The sequence below is a fragment of the Micromonospora sp. NPDC005087 genome (assembly GCF_042872965.1).
Lineage (GTDB): Bacteria > Actinomycetota > Actinomycetes > Mycobacteriales > Micromonosporaceae > Micromonospora.
In genome coordinates, this window is record NZ_JBIALB010000025.1 from 29,972 (window position 1) to 51,780 (window position 21,809).

The 21,809-nt window shown below is 67.3% G+C and carries 21 protein-coding genes, 1 tRNA gene and 1 pseudogene; 14 read left to right on the forward strand and 9 right to left on the reverse strand.

The features are described 5' to 3' along the window. Nucleotides 1-50: 50 nt before the first annotated feature. A complete protein-coding gene (locus tag ACFYPS_RS32830; RefSeq protein ID WP_387329809.1) occupies nt 51-605 on the reverse strand; it encodes a hypothetical protein in 555 nt (184 codons plus the stop codon). Between the two features lie 260 nt (nt 606-865). Between ACFYPS_RS32830 and ACFYPS_RS32835 the strand changes: the two genes are divergently transcribed. After that, nucleotides 866-1,129 (forward strand): tyrosine-type recombinase/integrase, encoded by a 264-nt coding sequence (locus ACFYPS_RS32835; RefSeq protein ID WP_387329866.1) that lies wholly within the window; start codon nt 866-868, stop codon nt 1,127-1,129. Nucleotides 1,130-1,423: 294 nt separating this feature from the next. Here ACFYPS_RS32835 and ACFYPS_RS32840 read toward each other — a convergent pair whose 3' ends face one another. After that, the gene (locus tag ACFYPS_RS32840) at nt 1,424-2,044 is read right to left on the reverse strand and encodes a TetR/AcrR family transcriptional regulator (RefSeq protein WP_387329812.1); all 621 of its coding nucleotides are present in this window, start codon (nt 2,042-2,044) and stop codon (nt 1,424-1,426) included. Between the two features lie 199 nt (nt 2,045-2,243). On the opposite strand from ACFYPS_RS32840, the gene ACFYPS_RS32845 reads away from it, so the two are divergent. Beyond that, complete coding sequence (locus ACFYPS_RS32845) at nt 2,244-2,699, forward strand: DUF1772 domain-containing protein (RefSeq protein WP_196926089.1); 456 nt, start codon at nt 2,244-2,246, stop codon at nt 2,697-2,699. Between the two features lie 243 nt (nt 2,700-2,942). Here ACFYPS_RS32845 and ACFYPS_RS32850 read toward each other — a convergent pair whose 3' ends face one another. Next, nucleotides 2,943-3,569, reverse strand: coding sequence for a helix-turn-helix domain-containing protein (locus tag ACFYPS_RS32850; protein ID WP_354968709.1), 627 nt, complete (start codon nt 3,567-3,569; stop codon nt 2,943-2,945). A gap of 39 nt (nt 3,570-3,608) precedes the next feature. Here ACFYPS_RS32850 and ACFYPS_RS32855 point away from each other — a divergent pair, with 39 nt between their 5' ends. Beyond that, a complete protein-coding gene (locus ACFYPS_RS32855) occupies nt 3,609-4,439 on the forward strand; it encodes a hypothetical protein (protein ID WP_354968708.1) in 831 nt (276 codons plus the stop codon). A 570-nt stretch (nt 4,440-5,009) separates the two neighbouring features. Here ACFYPS_RS32855 and ACFYPS_RS32860 read toward each other — a convergent pair. Further along, entirely contained in the window at nt 5,010-6,245 is a 1,236-nt protein-coding gene (locus tag ACFYPS_RS32860) for a DUF2786 domain-containing protein (protein WP_387329868.1), read from the reverse strand. Nucleotides 6,246-6,673: 428 nt separating this feature from the next. On the opposite strand from ACFYPS_RS32860, the pseudogene ACFYPS_RS32865 reads away from it, so the two are divergent. The 6 genes and pseudogenes from ACFYPS_RS32865 to ACFYPS_RS32890 all read left to right on the forward strand — a co-directional run. Then, nucleotides 6,674-7,264 (forward strand): annotated as a pseudogene (locus tag ACFYPS_RS32865) (IS3 family transposase); the annotation flags it as partial. Between the two features lie 143 nt (nt 7,265-7,407). After that, nucleotides 7,408-8,169: an alpha/beta hydrolase gene (locus tag ACFYPS_RS32870; protein WP_354968706.1), complete on the forward strand. Its 762-nt coding sequence runs from the start codon at nt 7,408-7,410 to the stop codon at nt 8,167-8,169. Between the two features lie 50 nt (nt 8,170-8,219). Next, complete coding sequence (locus ACFYPS_RS32875) at nt 8,220-9,158, forward strand: helix-turn-helix transcriptional regulator (protein ID WP_387329817.1); 939 nt, start codon at nt 8,220-8,222, stop codon at nt 9,156-9,158. A gap of 3 nt (nt 9,159-9,161) precedes the next feature. Further along, nucleotides 9,162-10,100 carry a helix-turn-helix domain-containing protein gene (locus ACFYPS_RS32880; protein ID WP_387329820.1) on the forward strand — a complete coding sequence of 313 codons (939 nt, stop codon included), beginning with the start codon at nt 9,162-9,164 and terminating at the stop codon, nt 10,098-10,100. Nucleotides 10,101-11,032: 932 nt separating this feature from the next. Further along, nucleotides 11,033-11,749, forward strand: a complete 717-nt coding sequence (locus tag ACFYPS_RS32885) for a DUF2306 domain-containing protein (RefSeq protein ID WP_354968703.1) — start codon at nt 11,033-11,035, stop codon at nt 11,747-11,749. A gap of 84 nt (nt 11,750-11,833) precedes the next feature. Continuing rightward, on the forward strand, nt 11,834-12,778 hold the full coding sequence (locus tag ACFYPS_RS32890) for an SDR family NAD(P)-dependent oxidoreductase (RefSeq protein WP_387329823.1): 945 nt from the start codon (nt 11,834-11,836) through the stop codon (nt 12,776-12,778). A gap of 285 nt (nt 12,779-13,063) precedes the next feature. Here the strand turns inward: ACFYPS_RS32890 and ACFYPS_RS32895 are convergent, their stop codons facing one another. From ACFYPS_RS32895 to ACFYPS_RS32910, 4 genes are all read right to left on the reverse strand, one after another. Beyond that, on the reverse strand, nt 13,064-14,305 hold the full coding sequence (locus ACFYPS_RS32895; protein ID WP_387329826.1) for a recombinase family protein: 1,242 nt from the start codon (nt 14,303-14,305) through the stop codon (nt 13,064-13,066). A 28-nt stretch (nt 14,306-14,333) separates the two neighbouring features. After that, entirely contained in the window at nt 14,334-14,762 is a 429-nt protein-coding gene (locus tag ACFYPS_RS32900) for a recombinase family protein (protein WP_387329829.1), read from the reverse strand. Then, nucleotides 14,759-15,031, reverse strand: coding sequence for a hypothetical protein (locus ACFYPS_RS32905; RefSeq protein ID WP_387329832.1), 273 nt, complete (start codon nt 15,029-15,031; stop codon nt 14,759-14,761). The genes ACFYPS_RS32900 and ACFYPS_RS32905 overlap by 4 nt, the downstream gene beginning before the upstream one ends. A gap of 465 nt (nt 15,032-15,496) precedes the next feature. Next, nucleotides 15,497-15,892 (reverse strand): hypothetical protein, encoded by a 396-nt coding sequence (locus tag ACFYPS_RS32910; protein ID WP_387329835.1) that lies wholly within the window; start codon nt 15,890-15,892, stop codon nt 15,497-15,499. Between the two features lie 62 nt (nt 15,893-15,954). Here ACFYPS_RS32910 and ACFYPS_RS32915 point away from each other — a divergent pair. Further along, a tRNA-Val gene (locus ACFYPS_RS32915) sits at nt 15,955-16,025 on the forward strand. Nucleotides 16,026-16,867: 842 nt separating this feature from the next. Here ACFYPS_RS32915 and ACFYPS_RS32920 read toward each other — a convergent pair. Beyond that, nucleotides 16,868-18,271, reverse strand: a complete 1,404-nt coding sequence (locus ACFYPS_RS32920) for a hypothetical protein (RefSeq protein WP_387329838.1) — start codon at nt 18,269-18,271, stop codon at nt 16,868-16,870. 546 nt (nt 18,272-18,817) lie between these two features. Here ACFYPS_RS32920 and ACFYPS_RS32925 point away from each other — a divergent pair. From ACFYPS_RS32925 to ACFYPS_RS32940, 4 genes are all read left to right on the forward strand, one after another. Further along, nucleotides 18,818-19,066 carry a hypothetical protein gene (locus ACFYPS_RS32925; protein ID WP_387329841.1) on the forward strand — a complete coding sequence of 83 codons (249 nt, stop codon included), beginning with the start codon at nt 18,818-18,820 and terminating at the stop codon, nt 19,064-19,066. Between the two features lie 162 nt (nt 19,067-19,228). Next, nucleotides 19,229-19,492 carry a DUF1883 domain-containing protein gene (locus ACFYPS_RS32930; protein WP_387329844.1) on the forward strand — a complete coding sequence of 88 codons (264 nt, stop codon included), beginning with the start codon at nt 19,229-19,231 and terminating at the stop codon, nt 19,490-19,492. 163 nt (nt 19,493-19,655) lie between these two features. Further along, a complete protein-coding gene (locus ACFYPS_RS32935) occupies nt 19,656-21,038 on the forward strand; it encodes a competence protein CoiA family protein (RefSeq protein ID WP_387329847.1) in 1,383 nt (460 codons plus the stop codon). A gap of 121 nt (nt 21,039-21,159) precedes the next feature. Next, nucleotides 21,160-21,717, forward strand: a complete 558-nt coding sequence (locus tag ACFYPS_RS32940; RefSeq protein WP_387329850.1) for a hypothetical protein — start codon at nt 21,160-21,162, stop codon at nt 21,715-21,717. Nucleotides 21,718-21,809 lie beyond the last annotated feature (92 nt).

The following is a 21,809-nucleotide window of genomic DNA, read 5'->3' on the forward strand; positions in this document are numbered from 1 at the left end:
GGGCTACCCCCGACCCCGGCACAGCACGCTGACCATAGGGACCAGACAGGTTAATGGTCGTTCAGCATGAACAAGAGCGTCTGGTGCTCGACATCCAGGAACGCGACCCGCCACCGCGTCGACGGATTCCCCTCGTTGTACAACCTGCTGTGTAACCACCGCGGCTCCGCCGGCAGGAACGGCACGAGAGCGAGCCACGCGTCCGAAGGGGTGCTGGAGTGCGGAAGCTCATCAAGCTTGACAGATACGTACGGCACGAACTCGTATCGCTCCGCCAATCGCCGCGCGTCCTCCGGACGCAGCTTGACCACACCCTGGTACGCCCAGTCCGTCGGACCCGGCACTCTGGTACATGGGTTGCCCAACGCGCGTACTTGCCAGTGAACCTCAGGGTAATCGCCGAGATCCGGCATCTCCTCCGGCGGATCCCAGCGGTCGGTACGGACCTTCACCTCCCCAGCGTGCACCGACTCCTGGCACGCGCTCACCTCGGCCGGATCGTCGCTGCCGGACAGGATTGCGGCCGCGACGAACCCGACGACCACCAGCAGCATCGCGGCAGACGCGCCGAGTACGGCCACCAGTGCAGGAGTGCGGGTTTTCATGGCCATGAGAGTACGAATCCTCGGTGAAAGCGCCATACGGCGGTAGCCAGTTCGGCGGTAGACCACAAAGGGTGGGTGGATGTGGTGTTGTAAACGGCGAGTTCAAAAGCTGATCTCCTCGTCGGCATCTCTGAGGAGGGCCGGGGTTCGGGGCGGAGCCCCGAGGTCTTCTGCGTCCTGGTCGTCCGTCAGGGTGGCCGGCCGGCCCGGCCGATGCCGGCCGGAGGTCGCCAGCAGGCCGGGGCCGGGCCGGCGCCGGCCTGGCACCGCACGAGCTGCGGCACACGGCGGCCAGTCTCGCGGTGGCCGAGGGCGCCAACGTGAAGGCGGTCCAGCGGATGCTCGAGCACGCCTCGGCGGCGATGACGCTGGACGTGTACGCGGACCTGTTCGAGGACGATCTGGACCAGGTGGCGGACCGCCTGGACCGGGCGGCGGGTCGTGCCGCTGCGGACTCAGTGCGGACTGACGGCGCCGGCCCGGACCTCGACGCGGTTCGCCCGGGTCGCCGACAGCATGGTTGAGCAGGGCGTTTGCATGGTGGACCGGATGTGGCAGAAAACGAACCGCATTCCCGCAGCTCAGGGACCTGCTGTATCAGTTTCGGCCGTTCGTCAGCGGGGCATCGTAGGCAGCTGAGGGCGCGTGGATCCAGATTGACTACCGGTGACGATCGAGCAGTCGATGGTGCACTCACCCGGCGATCATCAACGTACGACAGACAGGACCGCCCGCCGTCGGGCGGACCGCCCTTGCCACCAGGATGGCTACTTTTGACTACGCCTTGTCACCTCACCAGAAGGACGAGTACCAGCGGATCAAACGCCGGCCCCACCTTGTAGAGGGGCGACGCCATCGTAGGCACCGGTGACGGTCCGGAGGAGCTCGACATTGCTCGGGTAGGTCGCCGAGAGGAGTTCGCGTATTACGGGTTCACGGTCATAGTCGTCGGCCAGACGTAAGCCGAGGATGACGTTGGCCATCATGCCGGCGGCGAGGGTCTGACTGGCTTGTTCGGGTGTGAGATGGCCGTGGTTGACGAGCACTTGGTAGACGCGGAGGAAGCCGTCTCTGGCGAGTGGCCCGATCTCCGGATCGGTGCCGGCGGTGAAGGCGTGCGCGAGGCAGAGTTGCAATCCCTGCTCCTTGAACAGTTGAAGGTAGGCGACACCGATACGCGGTGCGAGGTCGCCAGGTGCGTCGTCGTCGATCGTCTGCTCGAACACCTCGACCACCCTGTCGAGCGCGTGCTCGATCGCGGCTCGGACGAGCGCGTCTTTGCTGCCGAACAGGGACACCACGTATGGCTGGCTCACGGCGGCCTCGCGGGCGATGTCTGCCGTGGTGGTTGCGGCGAAGCCCTTGCTGCCGAAGATCCGGATCGCCGCAGCGAGCACGGAAGCGCGCCGCTGGGACGAGGAGACTCGTTTCTGGCCCATGGTTGACATGTTATCAATCAATCAATAACCTTCGCGAGACGTGGGCTGCCGATCAGCCACTTCGGCGGGAGCACTAGCGATCGCGGCGATCGGCTCCAGCCGTGCTTTCTCATGTGCGGTGTCACGCCGCGGATGCTGCGGCGCAGCTCGCCGCTTGGGGCGTGACACTGTGCAGACCGGCACGATGAGAGGACCGGGGATGGACGTGCTGATGTTCGCCACCGTCGCGGTGCTGGGGTTCACGGCGTGCGCCGAGTTCGGTTCCTATGCTTTTGTGCATCCGGTGGTCAAGCGTCTGGCGCCGCGTGACCACATCCTGGTCGAACAGGGTCTGCTGCGTACCTTCGGCATTGTGATGCCGGTGCTGATGACGGCTTCGCTCGTGCTGGCTATCAGCTACGCGGCCCGCCCTGATGGGGCGGGGCTGCCCGAGGTGTTGCGTTGGGTTGCGGCCGCGACCTGGGCCACGGGCATCGTCACGACCGTGGTCGTGAACGTGCCGATCAACCTGTCCACACTGCGCTGGGACAAGGATTTCCCTCCGGAGCGCTGGCAAGAGCGCCGTAACCGCTGGGAGTGGTTTCAGGGATACCGTTCGTGGGCCTATCTCGCGGCCTTCCTGCTCGTCGCTCTCTCGGTCGCCACGGTCGGCTGAGAGAGTGTTGGGTTACCCCGTTGACTACGTGAAGTGAGTCGACGGGATCCGTTGTGGTGTAGGGGATTACAGAAGCGGATACCGGATCAAGTGCGACCGGCTTGCCGACGGCCAGGCGCGGTCAGTACCCGCCCGGCTTTGGATGCGGTGCCCGTGGGACGAGGTGGCGTGGCCTTAGTGGTCGTCGTCTACCTCGTAATCTTCCGTACCAGGACGGCCTGAAATGAGGCGCCTCATGACACTTCAGGTCAGGAGTTCGCGGGCCAGGGCCTCGGTCCACCAGCGTTCGACTTGATCGGGTTGCCAGCCGCGTTCGTCGGTCAGTGTGGTGTAGACGTCGATGTTGCAGATCGCCGCGTAGATATCGACGGCCGACGGTATGTCCAATCCTTGCCGGAGAACGCCGCCCGGCCACGACGAGAACACCTGGATCCTGGTTTCGTCCCCCCGCTGACGGCCGTCGCGGTAGACGCTCGCCAGGTCGGGCTCGGTGCGGCCCGCCTCGCGCACGAGCGTGATGACGTCACCGGCGCGCTCGAAGAGGCGCCGGTCGTAGCCGGCCATCGCCGCGAGCTGCCGCACCGGATCGTTCTCGGCCCCTTCCAGTTCGGCGAGCGACTGCGATGGATCCGCGGCGATGTCTGCCGCGTCGGCCAGGGCTCGGGTCAGCCCGGTCTTGTTCCCGTACACCGCGTAGACGGTCGGCACCGAGACCCCGGCCTCCCGCGCCACGTCACGTACCGTGGTCGCCGCCCAGCCCCGGGAGAGGAACAGCCGACGAGCGGCGCTGGCGATCTCACCCCTGGTCTCTGCCGCTTGCGCCGCCCGGCGCAGCGACTCGTACCTGCGCCTGCCTGCCTCGGCGGTCATGGCTTGCCCCCTTCGGTTTCCGGAACTTATATTGAATACATGTCACGTAAACTCGGTGTCGAACGAAGCACCTGGACGTTCTCACGGATCGCCGGACTCGCCGGACTCGGCTTCGCCATCCTGATCGTCTCCATCAACGCCTTCCTGGTACCAGCCGGCCTGCCCCACACCGGTGCGGAGACCAACGACGTTGTCCAGTTCTTCACCACCCAACAGAACACCGTCGGCCTCGCGTCAGCACTTGCACCGATCGCCTGGGTGCTGGCCACCCTGTTCGGCGCCGGCGCGGTCTCCGTGCTGTGGCGATCCGACCGCGAGCAAGGCACAGCCTGGTCTCTGGTCGGATTCGCCGGGGTGATCCTGCAGAACATAACCTTCAGCGGCGTGATGGCCACGCGGCTCGCGCTCGCGTCAACGACCGCGCAGGACAGCAGCACGATCGCCGGACTCTGGGCACTGCACAACGCGCTGTTCATCTTCAACGGCACCTTCCTGGCACTGGCCATGACCGGCCTGTCCATCAGCGGCCGACGCGCCGGCCTGATCCGCCGCTGGCACAGCGGGATCGGCCTGCTGGCCGCCGCACTCCAGTTCGGCTCGGCCGTGCTGAGCCCCCTGGTCATCGACGACCCCGGTCCGGTCGGTCTCCTCGGCCTTGTCAGCTGGCTGATCTGGGTCGTGTGGATCGTCGCCTACGGCATCACCCTGATCCGCCTGACATCCGTTCCCATCCAGGCGATACCGAATAACCGACGCACCGGTCCCGTTGAGTCATTTCGATCAGACCAGCGGCAGGCCGATCTACCCGACGGCCAGCGTCGCCATCCAGCACAGCAGCGCGTCGAACCGCCGGAGAGCGCGCAGGCATAGACATCCGCTCATCGACAGAAGCGGAAGCCTGAGCGGCTTGCAACACTCAAGAGGTCCCTCACGTACTCTAATGATTCAGGGCAGAATAAGCGGGCTTGGTGGGCTCCGTGACTCGGCCAGCGTCGAGAACAGCCCGATCGGCGGCAAATCCACGCACCTGATCTCGACGCAGGCAGCGGCAGAGGTGTGGCGACGTCATCATTGCCTGGATGACGCACGTCGGCCGCGTCTCCGGACCGGCCACTGCCCTGAGCCGCTACCAGGTCCGGTGTCTGCTCAGCCCCAAAACCGCAGCAACCCTGATCGAAAAGGGTTCGTGCACCGCCACATCCGCTTTCGCGTTTGCCCAGCTCAAGAGCTGTCGGTGGGCCGGAGGTACCACCATGCGAACCAGTCGGCGACCATCACCGGTGGCCCGCTCCCACTCTGCCTACCCAGGTCGCGACGGTAGTCGACCTCCGTCGACGAGGCAATCGGACGGGCCGCGATCACGTCAACCTTGACTCGCAGCGGGATCGCGGCTTCGGAGCCAGATCTGTGCCAGGTATCACGTTCCGGCGCACCAGCCGATCATCCGGGTGCGACGGCCTGCCGCCCATGCAGCGAAGCCCGGTCGGCCGCGGCCCGGCCCGACGCCCAGCCCGCCCGGTTGCTGATGGCCGTCGCGTGCTGGGTCGGCTCGGGGAACTGCTTTTCGAAGGCATCGCGCACCGCGTCGTCGCGTGCGGCGAGGACCGGCAGCAGTTGGGCGGCGTCCGCCGACGCGTTCATCTCCCGGTCCACCCCCTCGGTGGCGGCGTCGAGCCGTTCACCGATCCGCGATGCGTACGCGGTCAGGAATGACTGCCGGAACGAGCGGGTCGTGTTGCGTCCGTACTTGTCGGTGCTCGGCTTGGCCTGCGTCATCGCCCTCGTCGCCTGCACGAGCAGCGAGGTGAACAGCAGTTCGGTCGACTCCAGATCGGCCGGAAAGCCGACGATGGTGGTGAAGCCGAACCGCTTCATCCACACCGCCCGGCAGCTGTTGGCCTCTGCGACGACCTGTAGCAGCAGCGTCTTCGGCGCCTCGTACGGATTGTCGATGCCCACCCTGCGGGTGACCGGCTGGTCACGTTCGCCCGTCGTCGCGGCGAGCAGGGCGTGATCGATGCGGTGCCGGGCCATCAACTCCTGCGCCTTCGCCGTGAACGCGTCGGCCTCCTCCGAGAAGTCGGTGGACTCCGCCTTCGCCAGCAACGCCCGAACCCGATGGAGCATCCGCTGATCAAGATCGACCGGCGGTGTCACCGCGGCGGCCCCGGCGGTGCCCGGCATCGGACCGACCGGCTCGATCAGCGGCAGCGTCGCGAGAAGGCAGAGCACCTCGATCATGGTGGCGATCACACCGCCGCGGTCGAGGCCCTGCCGCTCGCCCCAGACCGTCAGATAGTGATCGTCGTGCTCCCACCACACCCGCGCGTCGACGGCAGTCAGCTGCGACTGCCACCGCGGATCGACGGTCGCGGTGGAATAGCTACGCATCTGCGCCGCGACGGCGTCGACCATGAGCCGACCGTGACGGGTGCCGTACTCGCGGCGGGCCACCCGTACCAGCTCGGCCGGCTGCCAACCGCGCCGCCAGGCGTGCTCGACCTGCCGGAGCAGATAGGCCAGCAAGGCCCGGTTGACGACCTGGATGCCGGCAGTCCCGCCGGGACCGGCAGTCAGCAGGGCGCGGCAGCGGTCCAGCTCGGCGGTCTCGTCGCGGTGCTGGGCATGCACCGCCTGATCGATGATCTGCTCCGCGAGCTGACGCTCGGACGGCATGTGCGGCCCGCCGAACAGGCCCTGCAGGTCATCATGACCAGAGGTCCCGGCGGCCCGCCGACGCTGAGCCGCCTCGGCGGCCTTCCGCTTGGCCTTGTGCCGCTCACGACTGTTCTTGCCCATTGGCCTCCTCGCGGCCCGACGGCCACCAAACCACGCACGTTACCAACCGGACCGAGGGACACCCCCACGGCTCGACGACGATGCCAGCGAGCCGGGCACGGCGATCCGGTTATCGAACCGCCATGTCGGTAGCGAGCCGATCATTTTCGGGCTCATCGAACGGGTAGGGCGTAACCCAGCGCCTGCAACGCCCGGCGGAAGGCCGGTTCCTGTTCCATTGGGACGGCGAGGTGCCGTTCACCGATCGCAGTGCAGAGCGGCCGGAGCCGGCGGTCGTGATGGATCAGTGCGGCCAGTGCCGGATCGTCTGGTCGGTGTTCGCCAAGAAGAAGGGGCTGACCCGGCGGGCCGGGCCGCCGGTGCACGACGACCTGGTGCAACGCCGCTTCACCGCCGATGCCCCGGACCGGGTGTGGCTAACCGACATCACCGAGCACCCCACCGCCGAGGGCAAGCTGTACCTGTGCGCGATCAAGGACGTGTACTCCGGCCGGATCGTCGGCTACTCCATCGACTCGCGGATGAAGGCATCCCTGGCCGTCGCGGCGTTGTCCAACGCGGCCCGACTCCGGGACCCGACCGGCACGATCGTGCACTCGGACAGGGGCAGCCAGTTCCGATCTCGGAAGTTCGTGAAAGCTTTGCACCGCAACGGATTGGTCGGCTCGATGGGCCGCGTCGGCGCCTGCGGGGACAACGCCGCGATGGAGTCGTTCTTCGCCCTGCTGCAACGCAACGTCCTGGATCGGCAACGCTGGCACACCCGCCACGAGCTACGCCTGGCCATCGTGACCTGGATCGAACGGACCTACCACCGCCGCCGGCGGCAACGACGCCTCGGACGGCTCACGCCCATCGAGTTTGAGACAATCAACAGGCCCGCACACGCGGCCTGAACCACTCAACCCCACGGGTCAACCAAACCCGGGGCAGTCCCCCCAACCCCATCAACGCTTGACAGGACATAGCAGCGTCATAGGAGCATCAGTGCCGTCCGGAGACCTGGACGCGGGCGGGAGACGCTAGAGCGCCTCTATGTGTGGCCCAGATCGTACGGCCCAAGGGCGCCACCGGCGACCTGCCGGTGATCCTCTACATCCACGGCGCCGGCTGGGTCTTGTGCAACGCGCACACCCACGACCGGCTCGTGCGCGACCTGGCGATCGGCGCCAACGCCACGGTGGTCCTCCCCGAGCACGACCGCTCTCCCGAAGTGCGCCACCCGGTGGCGATCGAGCAGTGCTGGACCGTGGCGACGTGGGTCGTCGCCCACAACGGCGAGCACGGCCTCGACGCCTCCCGGATCGCGATCGCCGGCGACTCGGTCGGCGGCAACATGAGCGCGGCGCTGACCCTGCTCGCCAAGGAGCGCGGCGACGTCTCCTTCGCCCAGCAGGTGCTGTTCCACCCGGTCACCGACGCGACCTTCGACACCGAGTCGTACCACACCTTCGTCGAGGGCTACTTCCTGCGCCGCGACGGCATGCAGTGGTTCTGGGACCAGAACACCACCGACGAGAAGCAACGCAACCAGATCACCGCCTCGCCCTTACGGGCGGCCCTCGACGACCTGCGCGGACTGCCGCCGGCGCTCGTCATCACGGCCGACGCGAACGTGCTGCGTGACGAAGGCGAGGCGTACGCGGCCAAACCGCGGAACGCGGGCGTGCCGGTGACCGCCGTGCGGTACCAGGGCGTCATCCACGACTTCGTGATGCTCAACGCCCTGCACGATACACACGCGGCGAAGGCCGCTGTCGCGCAGGCGACCGCGGTCCTGCACGTCGTCCTGCACCAGTGACCGACAACCCGCAACAAAAGATGAGATACGGCTCGGATAGGTTGCCAGACGTGCCCGTGATCCTGGAAACCGACGACCTCGCCGAGCGTGAGCGGCTCGACGCGATCCTCTCTTCGACCGAGGTCGGCTGCGGCTCGGTGGACGTCAGCCTGCAGGATCCCGGGCCAACCGTCCGGGCCCACGTCGAGTTCTGGCCGCTCGGCGCGGGCGCGCACGCCTTCTCGTACCACGGCACGGGGATGCGGCTCACACAGACCGCACGGCACGTCCGGCTGGGGCCGCCGGACCAGGTCAGCTTCGCTGTTCACGAGCGGGGATGGGGCCGCAGCCGCGGCTTCGGACAGGAGCGCGAACTCGGCCGGGGCGACCTGCTCATGACCGACCTCACTGGCGAGCACGACTACCAGCGCGTCGGTGACGGCGGTACCCGGTCGGTCGGGTTCGACCTCGGCACATTCGGGCTCGGCGTCGACCATATCCAGCTCGCGGGACGGACCTTCCTGGCCAACCCGTTGCTCGGGCTGCTTCGGGAGCATGTCTCGTACGTCGTGAACCACGCCGAGCGGCTGTCGACGTCCCCGGCCGCGGCGGCGGTCGGCGCTGCGACCGCCGATCTGGCCCGCGCCTTCCTCCTGGCCGCTCAGGGTGGCGCCGCGCACCGGCAGGCTATGCACGACACGCTGCCGGCCAGGATCACCCGGTACATCCGGGCACACCTGACCGATCCCGATTTGACCCCGGCCAGGATCGCCACGCACCACAACATCTCCGTACGGCACCTGCACGCAATCTGGTCCGCCGCGACGGACAGCAGCCTGGAGCAGTGGATCATGGCGGAGCGGTTGGCGGGCGCCCGCGACGCGCTGACCTCCGGCCGTCCGATCGCGGCCATCGCGCACGAATGGGGCTTCGCCGACTCCAGCCACTTCACCCGCCGGTTCCGGCAGGCGTTCGGCATGCCGCCGCGGGACTGGCGGACCGGGTCGTAACCAATGGCCATCCACCTGGACACCCGTGACCTGCCACCGGAGGACCGGGCCGCGGCCGTGCGGGAGGCCGTCCTGCACGCCACGGTTCCGTCCGGTGTTCAGCTCGAGGAAACCGATGGTTTCCACGCTCGGCTCGGCTACTGGCAGCTTGGCACCACCTCGCGGGTTTACGCGCACGAAGGCTCCGGGCTGCGGCTGACCCGCGGCCCCGCCCAGCTGCGCACCGCCGCCCCCGAGCTGGTCGCGCTCGCCATCCAGACCGCCGGGCGTGGCCACTACCGGCAGGACGACGCGATCCGTACGGTCGACGTGGGCGAGCTGATGCTGGTCGACCTCACCGCGCCGTACGACTACTGGTGGAGCGGTGAGGGCGGGTCGTTCGCGGTACAGGTCGACCACGCCCGGCTGGGCCTGCCGGTCGAAACGATCCGCCGCGCCGCCCGCCGTATCGACCGTGATTCGGTCACCTACGGGCTGCTGCACAGTCATCTGCAGCAGCTGCGCGCCGACGTCGACGCGATCGACCGGCTACCGGGCGCGGCGGCCCTGGTCGGTAATGCCACCGCCAACCTCGTCCGCGCGCTGATCCTCGCCGCCGCCGACGATCCCGCCCCGGCCGGCGACGACCGCCTGCCCCACGTTCGGCACTGGATCCTGCAACACCTCGGCGAAGCGGAGCTCAGCCCGCAGCGCATCGCGGCCGCGCACGGCATGTCGGTACGCACCCTCTACCACCTATGGCGAGACCAGCCGCTCACCCTAACCCAGTGGATCACGCACGAGCGGCTCGAAGCCGCCGGCCGGGAACTAGCGCTACCCAGCACCCGGTCGATCACCGCGACGGCACGCCGCTGGGGCTTCACCGACGCCACCCACTTCAGCCGGCGCTTCCGCGCCGCGTACAGCATGAGCGCACGCGACTGGCAACGGGCGAACCGATAACACGTGGCACTGGCGGCGTGGCGGCTGCTCGCCTCCGGCGCCCGCCGCCGACGGCAGAAGGACCACACCCGCACGGTTGGCCTCAGCCAGGCCAGAGTGAACCGGGCCCTGGACATGTGGTGCGGGACGGCGCGGTGCGGCGTACCACTGGGAGAGAAAACACACCTCCGCCCGTCACGGCTATCGTGGGCGTCACTGCGGCTTCGACAGGCGTTGCACGGAGGGCAAAGTTTGTCGCGCGGACGTACAAGCCTTCTGGTTTTGATCTTCGTAGCGTTTCCGGTGTGACGCTTACTGAGCATGAGGTTGCCGAGATCGCTGCGGCGAATGACTCGGGTCGGCAGCGAGATGACGGCGCAGGACGCCGGCACCGGTCTGGAGCCGGCGATGACCACATCGGGCACGGCGTTCAGCCAGATGTTCGGAGCCGCGGCGTGGCCAGACGTCATCACCCCGCAACGACCTTGGCGGGCGCAGGGTGCCGTCGGCGCAAGGGCTTGGCGGTAGCGGTTCGGGTCGATGAAGGTGTTCCGCCCCGGCCGGTCACTGCGCCTACCGACTGTTCCGGCGCCGATCGCCCGGCCACGCCGCCTCAGGCGGGTGCGGTGCTGCGCAGCAGCGAGAGCCATTTCCGCCACCGGCCTCCAGCTCACCCTCACCCCGTTTCCAGGACACCGGAGGCGACCGTGCTGGAAGAACCGGTGATGACCTGCGCCTTCTTACCTGGACGAGCCGGGAATCGAGGTCCTGGCGTCGCCGGACACAAACGATACATCTGTCACGGACCCGCCGTTTCTGTCGGCTCTTGCCGACCGGCAACGGCTCCGCGCCGGGCTACGCCTCACCCGCGACCTGTTCGCCACCGAACCGCTCGCCATGGCGCGGCTGACCGGTAACGAGCCACCTATCACTCACCAGTATCGGAGTACCGCATGACCGCTTCATCCGTCTCTAAGATCGCCCGCCGCCGCCAACGGTGGGCCCTGTGGGGGCTGATGGCCATGTCCGCGATCGGCATCGCCGCCTATGCGGTGCCGCCGTACCTGACCGGGAACCCGGCCAACAGCAACGTACCGATCGACCAGGACGTGCCGCTGCACTTCGTGTCCCTCGCCGTGCACGCCCTTCCCGCTGGCCTTGCCTTGATCATCGGGCCGTTGCAGTTCGTCACCCAGCTACGCGTCCGCAAGCCCACGCTGCACCGGATCGCGGGCCGGGTCTACCTGATCTCCGTCGTGATCGCCTCCGCCGCGGCCGTGTACGCCGCCACGGTCACGCTCGGCGGCTTCGCGATCCAGGTCGCGTTCTACCTACTCGTGGCGGCCTGGCTGTACACGCTGGCCATGGCCTACCGGTGCATCCGCCGCGGTGAGGTGCAACTGCACCGGGTCTGGATGATCCGCAACTACGCCCTGACGTACGCTGCGGTGACCTTGCGCATCTACCTGCTCATCGGTTTGCAGCTGAAGCAGTCGTTCACCTCGCTGCAGTTCGACGAGATCTACACCGCCAGCGTGTGGGCGTCCATCCTGGGCAACGTGCTCGTGGCCGAGTACTTCATCGTCCAACGCACGCTGACACCGTTGGCCCGCCGTCAACAGCGCCGGGAATCCACACCGGTCGCCACTTCGGCCGCCGTGGGACGGTGACGTGGCGCCCGAGGAACGTACGCCCCAAGCGGATCGTGAAGCGTCAACCGACGCTGGTGCTGCGTCCGGCCGGGCGTACACCTGATGGCCAGCAAGGAGCCTGCCATGAATGGCACCATCGTGATGACCGGCGCGAGTCGCGGGATCGGCCGTGTCGCCGCGGAGCGCATCCTTCGTGAGTGGCCGGACGTGCATTTGCTCGTCGTCGCCCGCGGGTCCTCTGGTGCACGCCTGTCGGCGGAATTGAGCGCGGGCGGGCGCACGGTCTCGTATGTCGCGGCGGACCTCGGCTCGCTTGAGAGCGTCCGGTCGGCCGCCACCGAGATCCGGGATCGGCTCAACAGCGGTGATCTGCCGCCGCTGCGCGGCTTCGTGGGCAACGCGGGCATGCAGTACACGAACGCGCTCACCGAAGGGCCCGACGGGTTCGAGGCCACTTTCGCCGTCAACGTGCTGGCCAATCACGTGTTCGTCCGCCTGCTGGAGGACTGCTTCGCCTTCCCTGCCCGGATCGTGATCACCGTCAGTGACACCCATTTCGGTGACTTCAAACACAACATGGGCATGGTGCCCGGCCCGGCCTGGCGGTCGCCGGACGTCCTCGCCCGCACGGGCGCGTTCCCAAAGCCGGACACCACGACCGGCGGACGAACCGCCTACTCGACCAGCAAGCTCGCCGCCATCTACCTCGTGCACGAGTACGCGCGCCGCCTGCCGGCCGGGATCGACGTCGTCGCCTACAACCCGGGGTTCGTCCCCGGCACCGACCTCGCCCGCAACGCCGACCCCGTCTCCAGGTTCGCGATGCGGCGCATCATGCCGGCGATGACCCTCACCCCCTTCGCGACCAGCCGCAGCGCCGCGGGGCGGTACCTCGCCGACGTCGTCCTCGGCACGACCAAGGCACCGACCGGATCCTACGTCGACCACGGCCGGGTGGTCCGGTCCTCCGACGAGTCCTACGACCCGCTGCGCGAAGGCGAACTTTGGGACGCGGCCGAACGATTCACCACTGCGCGTCCGGCCTGACCAGTGGCAACCTCGCTCATCCCGGCCACGTCATCGAGTCGTCTTGCGGGAATCGCGGGACGCCGGACTCCTCCGACTGCTCGACCGCCCGTTCGAGCGGAGCCAGCCGACCCTGACCAGGCAACGCGCCGCGGCTCATCCGGCCCGGGAACCACCCGAGCCGGATGACCCGCTGGCGTTGATCCAGTGGTCGGGGACGTCCCCCGTCGAACCGTCCGGCGAACGACGGGCAGCCGGCCGGCTGCCGCTATCTGGGTGCCAGTTGCAGGTCGCCGTTGATGGCGATCATGGATTTCTGGTCGACGTCGCCCCTCGGACACAAACCATTGCCCCACGGTGCGCGCTGAGATCGACTGCAGCGCGCACCGTTTGCGTTTCGGGTTGGTAGGTGAGCCGGAGTCCTAATTGCTGGTAGACCTCGGCCTTGTCGGTGGGGTCGGCGTCGCGAAGTACGGTGACGATGTCGCCGAGTGCTTGGACTAGGTCTTTGATCTCGGTTCGGCTCATGCGGCGTGGGCGGTTGCTCGAGTGGGTGTGGAGATCTGCTTCGGCGCGGGCGCGTTCGGCTTGGGTTTGTGAGATCCATTCGGTCACTACTGCGGGGTCCGCGCCGGCGTCGAGGGCGGCTCGGTAGCGCTCTAGCTTGGCATCGCATTCGGTGATGATCGTCTGGGCCGCTGCGGCGAGTGGTGGTGGTTGGTTCGGTGGCTGGGCGTCGGTCATCGCGGTGATGGTCTGTTCGATGTGGTGGGGTGTGAAGGCGGAGGCCAGCCAGGTGTCGAGCGGGTCGGTAAGGGTGTCCTCGCGGAGGTACACGTTGCTGGGGTGATGGACCTGGTTGGCGAGTGCGTATTCCTGGGGGAATCGGCAGCGGTAGTAGGCGTCGCCGTGGCTGTATTGGCCCTGCATGCGTCGGTCGCAGGCGGCGCAGTAGATGAGGCCGCGGAAGACGTACGGGTTGCGAGTGCGCTGCCGGACGTGTTGGCCGCCGACGCCCCTTCCACGCCGTTGCAAGATCGCTTGGGCCTGCTCAAATGTCGCGTCGGCGATGAGTGGTTCGTGGGTGATCTCCTTCGAGACGACCCACTTGTCACGAGCGTTCCAGCGCATGACACCGGTGTGACCCATGGCCACGTCGTCGACGTCGAGCAGCACCTCGTCGGTGCGTTGCTTGTTCCACACTTGCCGCCCGGTGTAGCGGGGGTTGGTGAGGATGACGCGGACAGCGCTCTTGGACCAGGCGATGCCGCTGCGGTGCCTGTTGCGAGCGCGGTCGTGCGCCGAGGGGCAGGGCACATGATTGGAGGTGAGACCCTCGGCGATGGCGAAGAGGCCGATACCGGAGACGAACTCAGTGAAGATCTGCCGGACGATCGGCGCGGTCTGCTCGTCGGGTGTGAGGCCCTTGAGGCGTTTGCCGTCGGCGGCCTTGGCAGGGTTGGGGTGGGGGCCGAGATCACGGAGCGTGTAGCCGTAGGGTGGGCGCCCGCCGAGGTAGCGCCCCTCGAGGAGGGTCTGAGCGGCCATGGCTGTGCGGACGCGGAGTTTGATGCGGTTACGTTCGCCCCTTGCTCATGCCGCCGAAGACGGACATGACGAGTTCGTGTGCCTCATTGTCGGGGTCGATGGCGCCGCCGATCTCTGGCACCCAGAGCTCGACGCCGTAGTGCGCGAAGAGCGGCACCGTGAGACCGAACTGGTTGCCGTAAAAGGCCCGGTGGGGTTCACCGACGACGACGGCGGAGAACCCGCGCCGCGGGTTGCGCAGCGCCGTCAGGAGGATGTTGGCGCGGGTTCGGCGTTGCCAGGGCAGGGAACGGCTCTGACCGACGTCGAAGTACTCGGTGACGATGCGCCCACCGTGGGGCTGGATGAGGGCTGTCGCCCGGGTGAGTTGCCAGCTCCGCGACGATTCGGGGTCCTGGTTGTCCTCGGTCGATACGCGACCGTAGAAGGCAAAGGCTTGTGGTTGAGGGGAGGTCATCCATTCTCCTGCTTCGAGTTGTCCGTGCGGTGGTCGTTGAACCGTTTGAGCAGCTTCGGTAGGGCAGCAGCTGCACCGGGATGCAGCTCAGGTGGCTGGACGGGAGCCGCCACGCTGTTGACCCCGGTCGTTGCGCTGCCGTCGACCTTGTCGACCGTCCATGAACCGTTGCCTTCGCCGGGCTGGTCAAGTTGCTTGTCCCGTGCGGCCGCCGATGCGAGGCCGGGCCGTCCAGGCTGCTGACGTTCGTGACCGGATGGCTGCGTCATGCGCCTCCGTCCGGCGGTCGACCCGGTCGAGACACTCGCCAGGATCCGTGCGTCGCTGGCCTCTTGGCTTCCGCTATTCCGGTCCGGTTAGCTGCAGACTCGTGGGCGACGCCTGTGCGGGCGCCGTCGGCAGGCGGAGCTGCGGCCCTGTAGTTCGGTGTGTGGGTGATTGGCACCGGAGCGGCTGGGTGGGTTGTCATGGGAATGGTCCTCCGAGAGTTGGTCATGTGCTGGGGTTGTGCAGGGAGGCATGAAGAAGCGGCCGGCGCCCTGAGGCATCGGCCGCTCACTTCGATCAGGGCAGGGCGGGGCGAGTTGCTCTACGCGGTTGTCATGTCCGTTGGCTTCGTCGGGTGAGATGGGGCGGGGCGGTGGCTCGGCTGTCAGAAGCGGGTGCTGGTTGGGCACGAGCACGGCCCGGAGTATTTCGACTTCAGGGTTGGGTTAGGCAGCTTCGAAGCTGAGTCAGGGCTGGTGTTGGCTACGTCTCGTGAGCACAAAATCTGCGTACTCATCCCCAGCGACGCCATGGGTTACCCAGCGGTGCGGGGAGGCTCCTGTTGCACGCTCGGCCAACTCCAACGCCTCGGCCGCACTTGCAACATGACCGACGAAGCGGCCGGAGCCCGTTTCGTCGTCGTCTTCCGGGTCGAGTGGCGGGAATGTGGGGAGATCCCGGTAGCGCTCGTCGTCTAGGCCCTGCACGTCGTGGACCGAAACGCTGTAGCCCTGTTGCCAGGGCCAGACAGAGACCCAGCGGACACCCGGACTACCCGCCACGCTGACGGGTCCAATGAACTGCTCGACTTCCTTGCCACGACCGAGCGTGCCGAGGGCGAACGTTCGGGTGAGGTATCGCATGCTCGGACGCTAAGGGAGAACCCTCCAGGTGCCAACGCGGGGTTGACTCGTTGGAACGGCTTGGGCTGCTTCCGGGGTTTAGAGCGCTTCGTTCACACCGAAGAGGTCGCTGGTTCGATACCAGCATCGCCCACTCTCAGTTCGTGCAGGTCAGAAGCCCGTTGCCGAGATAGCCGGTAACGGGCTTTGCCGCATGTGCCGCTTACATTGGGAGCAGATTGGGAGCAGCGCGGCTGGGTCTCGGCGCTACCGGTGTTCAAATCACGAGTGGGTGGCCCCGGGTCACGGCTCGCGGACCGACTGATGGCAGGCGGTCCGGTGGTCCGCCCACTCGCCGGTCCCTTTGCGAGGTCGTGTACCCAGGTCTCGGTGCTTTGCCGGCACTTGGCGGACCACTTCGTTGCGATCCTTGACGAGAAGTCGTCCAGGACCTGATGGTCCGTCGCGGTCCAGGCGGGAAGCTGGGTAAGCCACTGCTCTGCCTGTTTGGCGCTGTGCCGGTGACCTGCGGCTATTCTGTCTAGGTCGCTCAAATGCTGGTCGCAAAAGCATGCTGCTGTGCTCGCGTGCTTGAGATTCGCGGACGTGCCTCGCCACAGGGCCGTTAACTGCCGAGGGCACCGGCACGGCCCTGCTCGGTACGTCCGTCGGGACACCGTGGAACGAGTCGCTGGGCGAGTCGATGCGGCGCATCGGCCGAGCGGTGAGGGAGGAACGCCTGCCCCACCGGCTTATCGCCGACCTGCGTGTGGCCGGAGCCAGGTGGCGGTCGGCGACGTTCCTCGTCGTTCCGCCTGCCGCCCCAGATCGAACGCCCCGGACCCGCGTACCGAACATGGCCGCGCCGCAGACAAAAAGCAGGCCTTCCCGCAGATCGAAACCGCGCCGGTTGCCATGACTGGCTCAGGCAGCTCGACGGCACTGCTTAATCGCCCGCACGCTCATGTCGCGTGCCGGGGGACGGGCCTGTTTCGTTTACCTCGGTAGGGCGATGTGGTGCCTGCGGAAGAGACTGTCGAAGAAGGCCGTGACTAGCGGGCGCGCCTGACCCTCGTCGTGGAGTTCGTTCGTGCCGAACCGATAAACGTCGTAGCCGGCAAGGGTGAGGTCGCGGCTGGCGGCCACGGTACGTGCGTACTCGTTGCCATCCGGGAGCCAGCGTCGCTGGCCGTCTGCGGCTTTCTGTTCGCTTGCGTAGTGCATCTGGCCGTCGACTTCCAGCACGATTCGGGCGCCCGCCGGTGCTAGCAACAAGAAGTCCATGCGGAACTGCACCAGCGCGTCCTTACCGCGGGCCTTGATTGTTTTCGGGTCCCAGTGGCGCCAAACCTCGGGCAGGAGGGCGGGAAGCTCCTGGAGGGCGGCACGGTAGATGTCGTGGTAGAGCTTGAACAGGAGCAGCTGATGCGGGGAGCCCTGCGGCACGCTGTTGCCGAGCCGCTGGTACAGCCCCCGCTTGGCGTGGTGGTTGTCGTCGATTTGGCGGGTGTCCGACCACCAACTTTGCAGGTCGCGCCAGCGGAGGCCCGCAGGGCCGATGGGCCGGTCGTAGACGAGGACTTCCCCGGTGGGATCCACCACCTCGACGTCGCTGTCGATGACGTCGATGAGCCGCAGATCGGGCTTCTTCGGGGACGCGAAGATGAGCTGCTTGGGTCGGCCGGTCCTGGATCCGGTGGCCACCAGGTGGAAGGTCGGGTAGCCGCCGGTGTTGCCCGTCTCCCGAAGCTCCAGCCCGATGGCGGCCAGCGGCGGATTGATCGCGTCGACCAGCTGGCGTTGGGCGTCTTCGTCCGGCACGGTGTCGCCGGACACCATGCCTTCGAGGAAGAGGGCGAATCTGCGGTCGGATGCCTGATCAACCGCGCCGAGCTCGTCGAACAACTGCTCGACAGTCCAGTCGTCGTTGCGGTAGAAGTGCCGATCGATCTCCCCGCTGAGGCTGGTGTCCTCGAAGCCGAAGAAGAGGTCACCGCGTCCCAGATCAAAGAGGGTCGCCAGGAGGTTGTGGAATCGCTGGGCATGATTGACCAGGATCGACCCCGGCAAGGCCCGGGCGAGGTCGCGACGTGTCCGCTTCGGGATTGGAGGCGGATGCTCGTCGGCCCACACGAGATCCTGGACCGTCATACGGTCGATCATGTGCAGGCCGGTGTTCCGTTTCACCAGGCCGACGGCGACCTCCCGGAGCCGCTCGTCCGGAACGGCCGCGGCACTGCTCTCGCCGCGCTGGGCTTTGCTCTCACCGCCCGTCGAAGGCGGAAGCCCAACCTCGACCAGGTCCTCGTCGAGCTTGGCATGAGTGCTTCCGACAGCGATCGCGCGGGCGGCCCGGATCACGATCTCACGAAGCGTCGCGACACCCGCGTCGTCAACCATCGTGTCATTCTGGCAGGCACCGCACAGAAGTACCTTGCCTCCGAGGGCGACCAACGCTACGGACGTAGTCCTGCACGGACACATGATCGGGCAACCCGTCCAATGTGCAGCGCCTGGTTGCTCTCTGCGATACGACCACGGTGACCGCGACACCGGAGCGGTCTGCCAGTTCGGTACCAGACGACGAGCCACCGCACCATCACCGCAGACCACATACCGCTTCCGCGCACCGCCGGACCGCCCTCACCCGGCGACCCGAGCAACCACCGCGATCCGGCGCCGACCAAGCAGGGCTCGCCGACTACCTACGCGACCACACCTACGGCGGTACGCTGCTACGCCGCCTGCACCACTGACCCGGGCGACGGCACCTCGCTATACCTCGGCGCTGAGTTGCCCGCCACCGTGGCGACGGCATCACCTGCAACCTCGACGCGGCGCTACCGCAGGACGCTGGACAGCGCGTGCCGGGTTGGTGACGATGTGGTCATGGGTGATATACGGTCCCGCTGGGCGAAGCTGCCACCGACGGAGCGGGATCGACGGATGGCGCAGAGCGCGGCCGATCGGGACCGCGCTGCCTCCGCCGGCGAGGCTTCGGTGACGCCAGCGGAGCGGCAGTGTCGCCACGCTCAGGGCAAGGCCGCCAGGCAGCGGGCCGCGAACGACCCAGCCGAGGGGCAGCGTCGCGCGGCGCAGAGCCGGGCCGATCGCGAGCAAGCCGCAATCGACGACGCGGTGCACCGGACGGTCTACAGCGGCGACATCAACTTCATGCCCAAGGACGACTGGTGACCCGTTAGTCGAGAACACTGCCGCCGGTGGCGACCTGCCGAGCAGTGGTGACCTCGGCATCAACGCGGCAGGCACCCCGCGTACGGCCGTGGCTTGCGGAGCGGAAAAGACCACGCCCGGAAGGACTTCCTACGGGGCGTCATCATCCATTACACATAGTGTGTGGATCACCTCTACTGGGACCTTGGTGAGTGCGCCACTGGGGCGGTGTTCGAGATCGGGCTGCGCGGCTCGACCGCCAGGGTCTGCCTCATGGACGACGACGAGTACCAGGCGTACGTCGACGGCGATGAGTACGAGTTCTTCGGCGGCTTCTACGACCTCACGCCGGTGGCCCTAGAAGTGCCCTATGACGACCACTGGTGGCTCATCGTCGACAGCAACCCCGACCGCATCCGAGTCACGGTCAACCAGGTCTTCGACTGACCACTGGGGGACAGGTACGAGCAGTGATGTTGTCGCACCGCTCTGCCATGCTCGACGTATACGCGTTTCCGCGACCATCGGTGAGAGGTGCGCGTGGGCGAGATCCGGATGGTCACCAACGGCGGCCCGGTTGTCTGCGGCAAGTTTAGACGGCGGCGTTGAGATGGCCTTCGCGGCGATCCATCCCGAGGCTGGCCGCATCGACGCCACCTTGCCCGACCTCGGCTGCGGTCTGACCTGGTCGGCGGTGCACAGGACTCGGCCGCGGGTGGCGTTGCGGTGTCCGGAGTGCGGGCATGGGGTTCATGCCAAAGTGTCCGCCCGCGGGCTGCGGTACTTCGCCCATGACCCCGGACGCCCCGCCGACTGCGCCTGGCTGAACGAGTCCCTGGAGCATCACCTCCTCAAGCTGGAGCTGGCTACCGCGGTACGGGCCGCTGATTGGCACGCCGAGCTGGAGGTTCGCTCCCCGGATGGCTTATGGCGCGCCGATGTGCTCGCCTCCTCGCACGACGGCACCCGACGCATCGCCTGGGAGGCCCAACTGTCGCCCATCACTATCGAGGACATCCAGGAGCGCACCGAGCGATACCGCGCCGCCGGTGTCGGCGTGTGCTGGGTCAGTCCGGCCGCGCAGGCCCTGTGGATGGGACACGTGCCGTCGATCCGGGTCCGCGAACCCACGCAGGGCCGGCCCTGGACCGTCGTGGAGGGTCCGTCCGCGTTCGACTTCGACCACGGCACCTGGGTCGCCGTCGACACGCTGGAGCTGACCGCCTTCGTCCGCTGGGCGTCGCGAGGGCAGCCCGTCGTGCACGACGTCCGCCCCCGATACCGGCGGGTGTTGTTCGGCGCCGACGACCTTTACCGCCGGCGGCGCCTGGTTTGGACCTCCAGCCCGCACGTTGACAGCGAGAGCCGGCACGAGGCGATGCGGCAGCGCCAGGAGGCACGCAAGCGCCATCGGGAAGAGCAGCAACGTCAGGCCGAGCAGCAAGCCGAAGCCGAAGCCGAGGCCCGACGCAAAGACGAGCAACGGCAACGTGAGATCAGGGCAGCGGAGGAGGCCGCCCGGCGAGATGAGCAACTGCGCATATGGGCAGCCGAAGCCGAACAGGCTCGCCAGCGACGCGAAGTCGAGGAGGAGCAGCGGCAGGCACAGCAACGCGCCGCCGAGCAGCAGCGGCTGCGCCAGGAGGAGGACGAGCGACTGGCCGCGGACCGGTGGTGGGGGGAGTTGTCTGCCGAGCAGATCCGCGAGCTTCGCGAGGCCGTCGCGGAACCGCTGTGGAGGACGCACGCCGCCCGCCCCGAGTTCGATGCCCAAGGCCCCACCCCGGACCGCGGCTACGGCGTCGCCATTCGCATTCGCCAGCGGCTACACGGGGTGCTCCGGCCCAGCCCCGCATCGCTGCACCGGCTGCCCCCTGCGGTCCCGGTCTACGTGCGCAACGCCCGGGAAGCCCAACAGCTCGCCGCCACCGGCACGATCGACCCCACCCGATCGTGCATTTCAACCTGCCCGACCACGAGCAGATGTCGCTGATCTAGCGGCTTGGTAACGCCGTAATGACGGCCGTCCACGGTGGTGGCGCTGCGGCAGGAAAGGGGCGTGTCGCAACGTCACCCGGCGCGGCCCTTCCGATACGAGGTAGTGGAGACACCGAGTGGCGCTCCGAATCGCGCTGGGACTTCCGACCGACACGCCAAAGGTCTATGCACCGTTCACTGCTGGGCAGGTCGCGCTACTTCGTCGCTGGCAGGCTGCTCCGGTCGCCACACACATGAGGTGCCCCCGTCACGGCGATGTGTGGCGCAAGACTTCGGATCTAGTTCCAGCAATCAGCGGCTGGCGCTGCGCCTTCCGGACGCCGGACTATCCCGACCTGGCCTGTTCGTACACCGTCGACTGGGCCTACGCCGGAATGCTGGACGATGACAACGTTCGGATCCTTGAGGAAATGTCGGTTTACGTGGTCGAGGTGTCGTTCGACGACGGCTCGGACGAACCCTTGAACGTCTTCTCAGACTATGACCTCCTCCTATCATTCCACGACGAGGTCGACCTTGACTGGGAAGAGATCGCCGAGCGCAGCGCGCTTGATCAACGAAGAGGTCTTGTCATCACGCAGAGCATTGTCCTGGAGGACCTCCTCGGTGACGTGATCCTTCAACTCGAGAAACCAGATGATCCCGAGACGCGTCGAAGCGAGCTAGACCAGTGAAGTGATCTCAACAAGATTCGGGTAGGTAGCGGTACTCGAAGTGCGTGAGATGAAGTGCGGCGCGGACGGTCGCGCCCATTCTGCCGGGGCTG

What these genes read in the sequence shown, in the direction of transcription:
- ACFYPS_RS32850 (WP_354968709.1), bottom strand. Translation starts at nt 3,569, where the DNA reads ATGACCGCCGAGGCAGGCAGGCGCAGGTACGAGTCGCTGCGCCGGGCG.
- ACFYPS_RS32905 (WP_387329832.1), bottom strand. Translation starts at nt 15,031, where the DNA reads ATGACGCAGCCATCCGGTCACGAACGTCAGCAGCCTGGACGGCCCGGC.
- ACFYPS_RS32895 (WP_387329826.1), bottom strand. Translation starts at nt 14,305, where the DNA reads ATGGCCGCTCAGACCCTCCTCGAGGGGCGCTACCTCGGCGGGCGCCCA.
- ACFYPS_RS32845 (WP_196926089.1), top strand. Translation starts at nt 2,244, where the DNA reads ATGGACGTGCTGATGTTCGCCACCGTCGCGGTGCTGGGGTTCACGGCG.
- ACFYPS_RS32890 (WP_387329823.1), top strand. Translation starts at nt 11,834, where the DNA reads ATGGCCAGCAAGGAGCCTGCCATGAATGGCACCATCGTGATGACCGGC.
- ACFYPS_RS32920 (WP_387329838.1), bottom strand. Translation starts at nt 18,271, where the DNA reads ATGGTTGACGACGCGGGTGTCGCGACGCTTCGTGAGATCGTGATCCGG.
- ACFYPS_RS32855 (WP_354968708.1), top strand. Translation starts at nt 3,609, where the DNA reads ATGTCACGTAAACTCGGTGTCGAACGAAGCACCTGGACGTTCTCACGG.
- ACFYPS_RS32935 (WP_387329847.1), top strand. Translation starts at nt 19,656, where the DNA reads ATGGCCTTCGCGGCGATCCATCCCGAGGCTGGCCGCATCGACGCCACC.
- ACFYPS_RS32830 (WP_387329809.1), bottom strand. Translation starts at nt 605, where the DNA reads ATGAAAACCCGCACTCCTGCACTGGTGGCCGTACTCGGCGCGTCTGCC.
- ACFYPS_RS32880 (WP_387329820.1), top strand. Translation starts at nt 9,162, where the DNA reads ATGGCCATCCACCTGGACACCCGTGACCTGCCACCGGAGGACCGGGCC.
- ACFYPS_RS32860 (WP_387329868.1), bottom strand. Translation starts at nt 6,245, where the DNA reads ATGCCGTCCGAGCGTCAGCTCGCGGAGCAGATCATCGATCAGGCGGTG.
- ACFYPS_RS32910 (WP_387329835.1), bottom strand. Translation starts at nt 15,892, where the DNA reads ATGCGATACCTCACCCGAACGTTCGCCCTCGGCACGCTCGGTCGTGGC.
- ACFYPS_RS32900 (WP_387329829.1), bottom strand. Translation starts at nt 14,762, where the DNA reads ATGACCTCCCCTCAACCACAAGCCTTTGCCTTCTACGGTCGCGTATCG.
- ACFYPS_RS32925 (WP_387329841.1), top strand. Translation starts at nt 18,818, where the DNA reads ATGGCGCAGAGCGCGGCCGATCGGGACCGCGCTGCCTCCGCCGGCGAG.
- ACFYPS_RS32840 (WP_387329812.1), bottom strand. Translation starts at nt 2,044, where the DNA reads ATGGGCCAGAAACGAGTCTCCTCGTCCCAGCGGCGCGCTTCCGTGCTC.
- ACFYPS_RS32885 (WP_354968703.1), top strand. Translation starts at nt 11,033, where the DNA reads ATGACCGCTTCATCCGTCTCTAAGATCGCCCGCCGCCGCCAACGGTGG.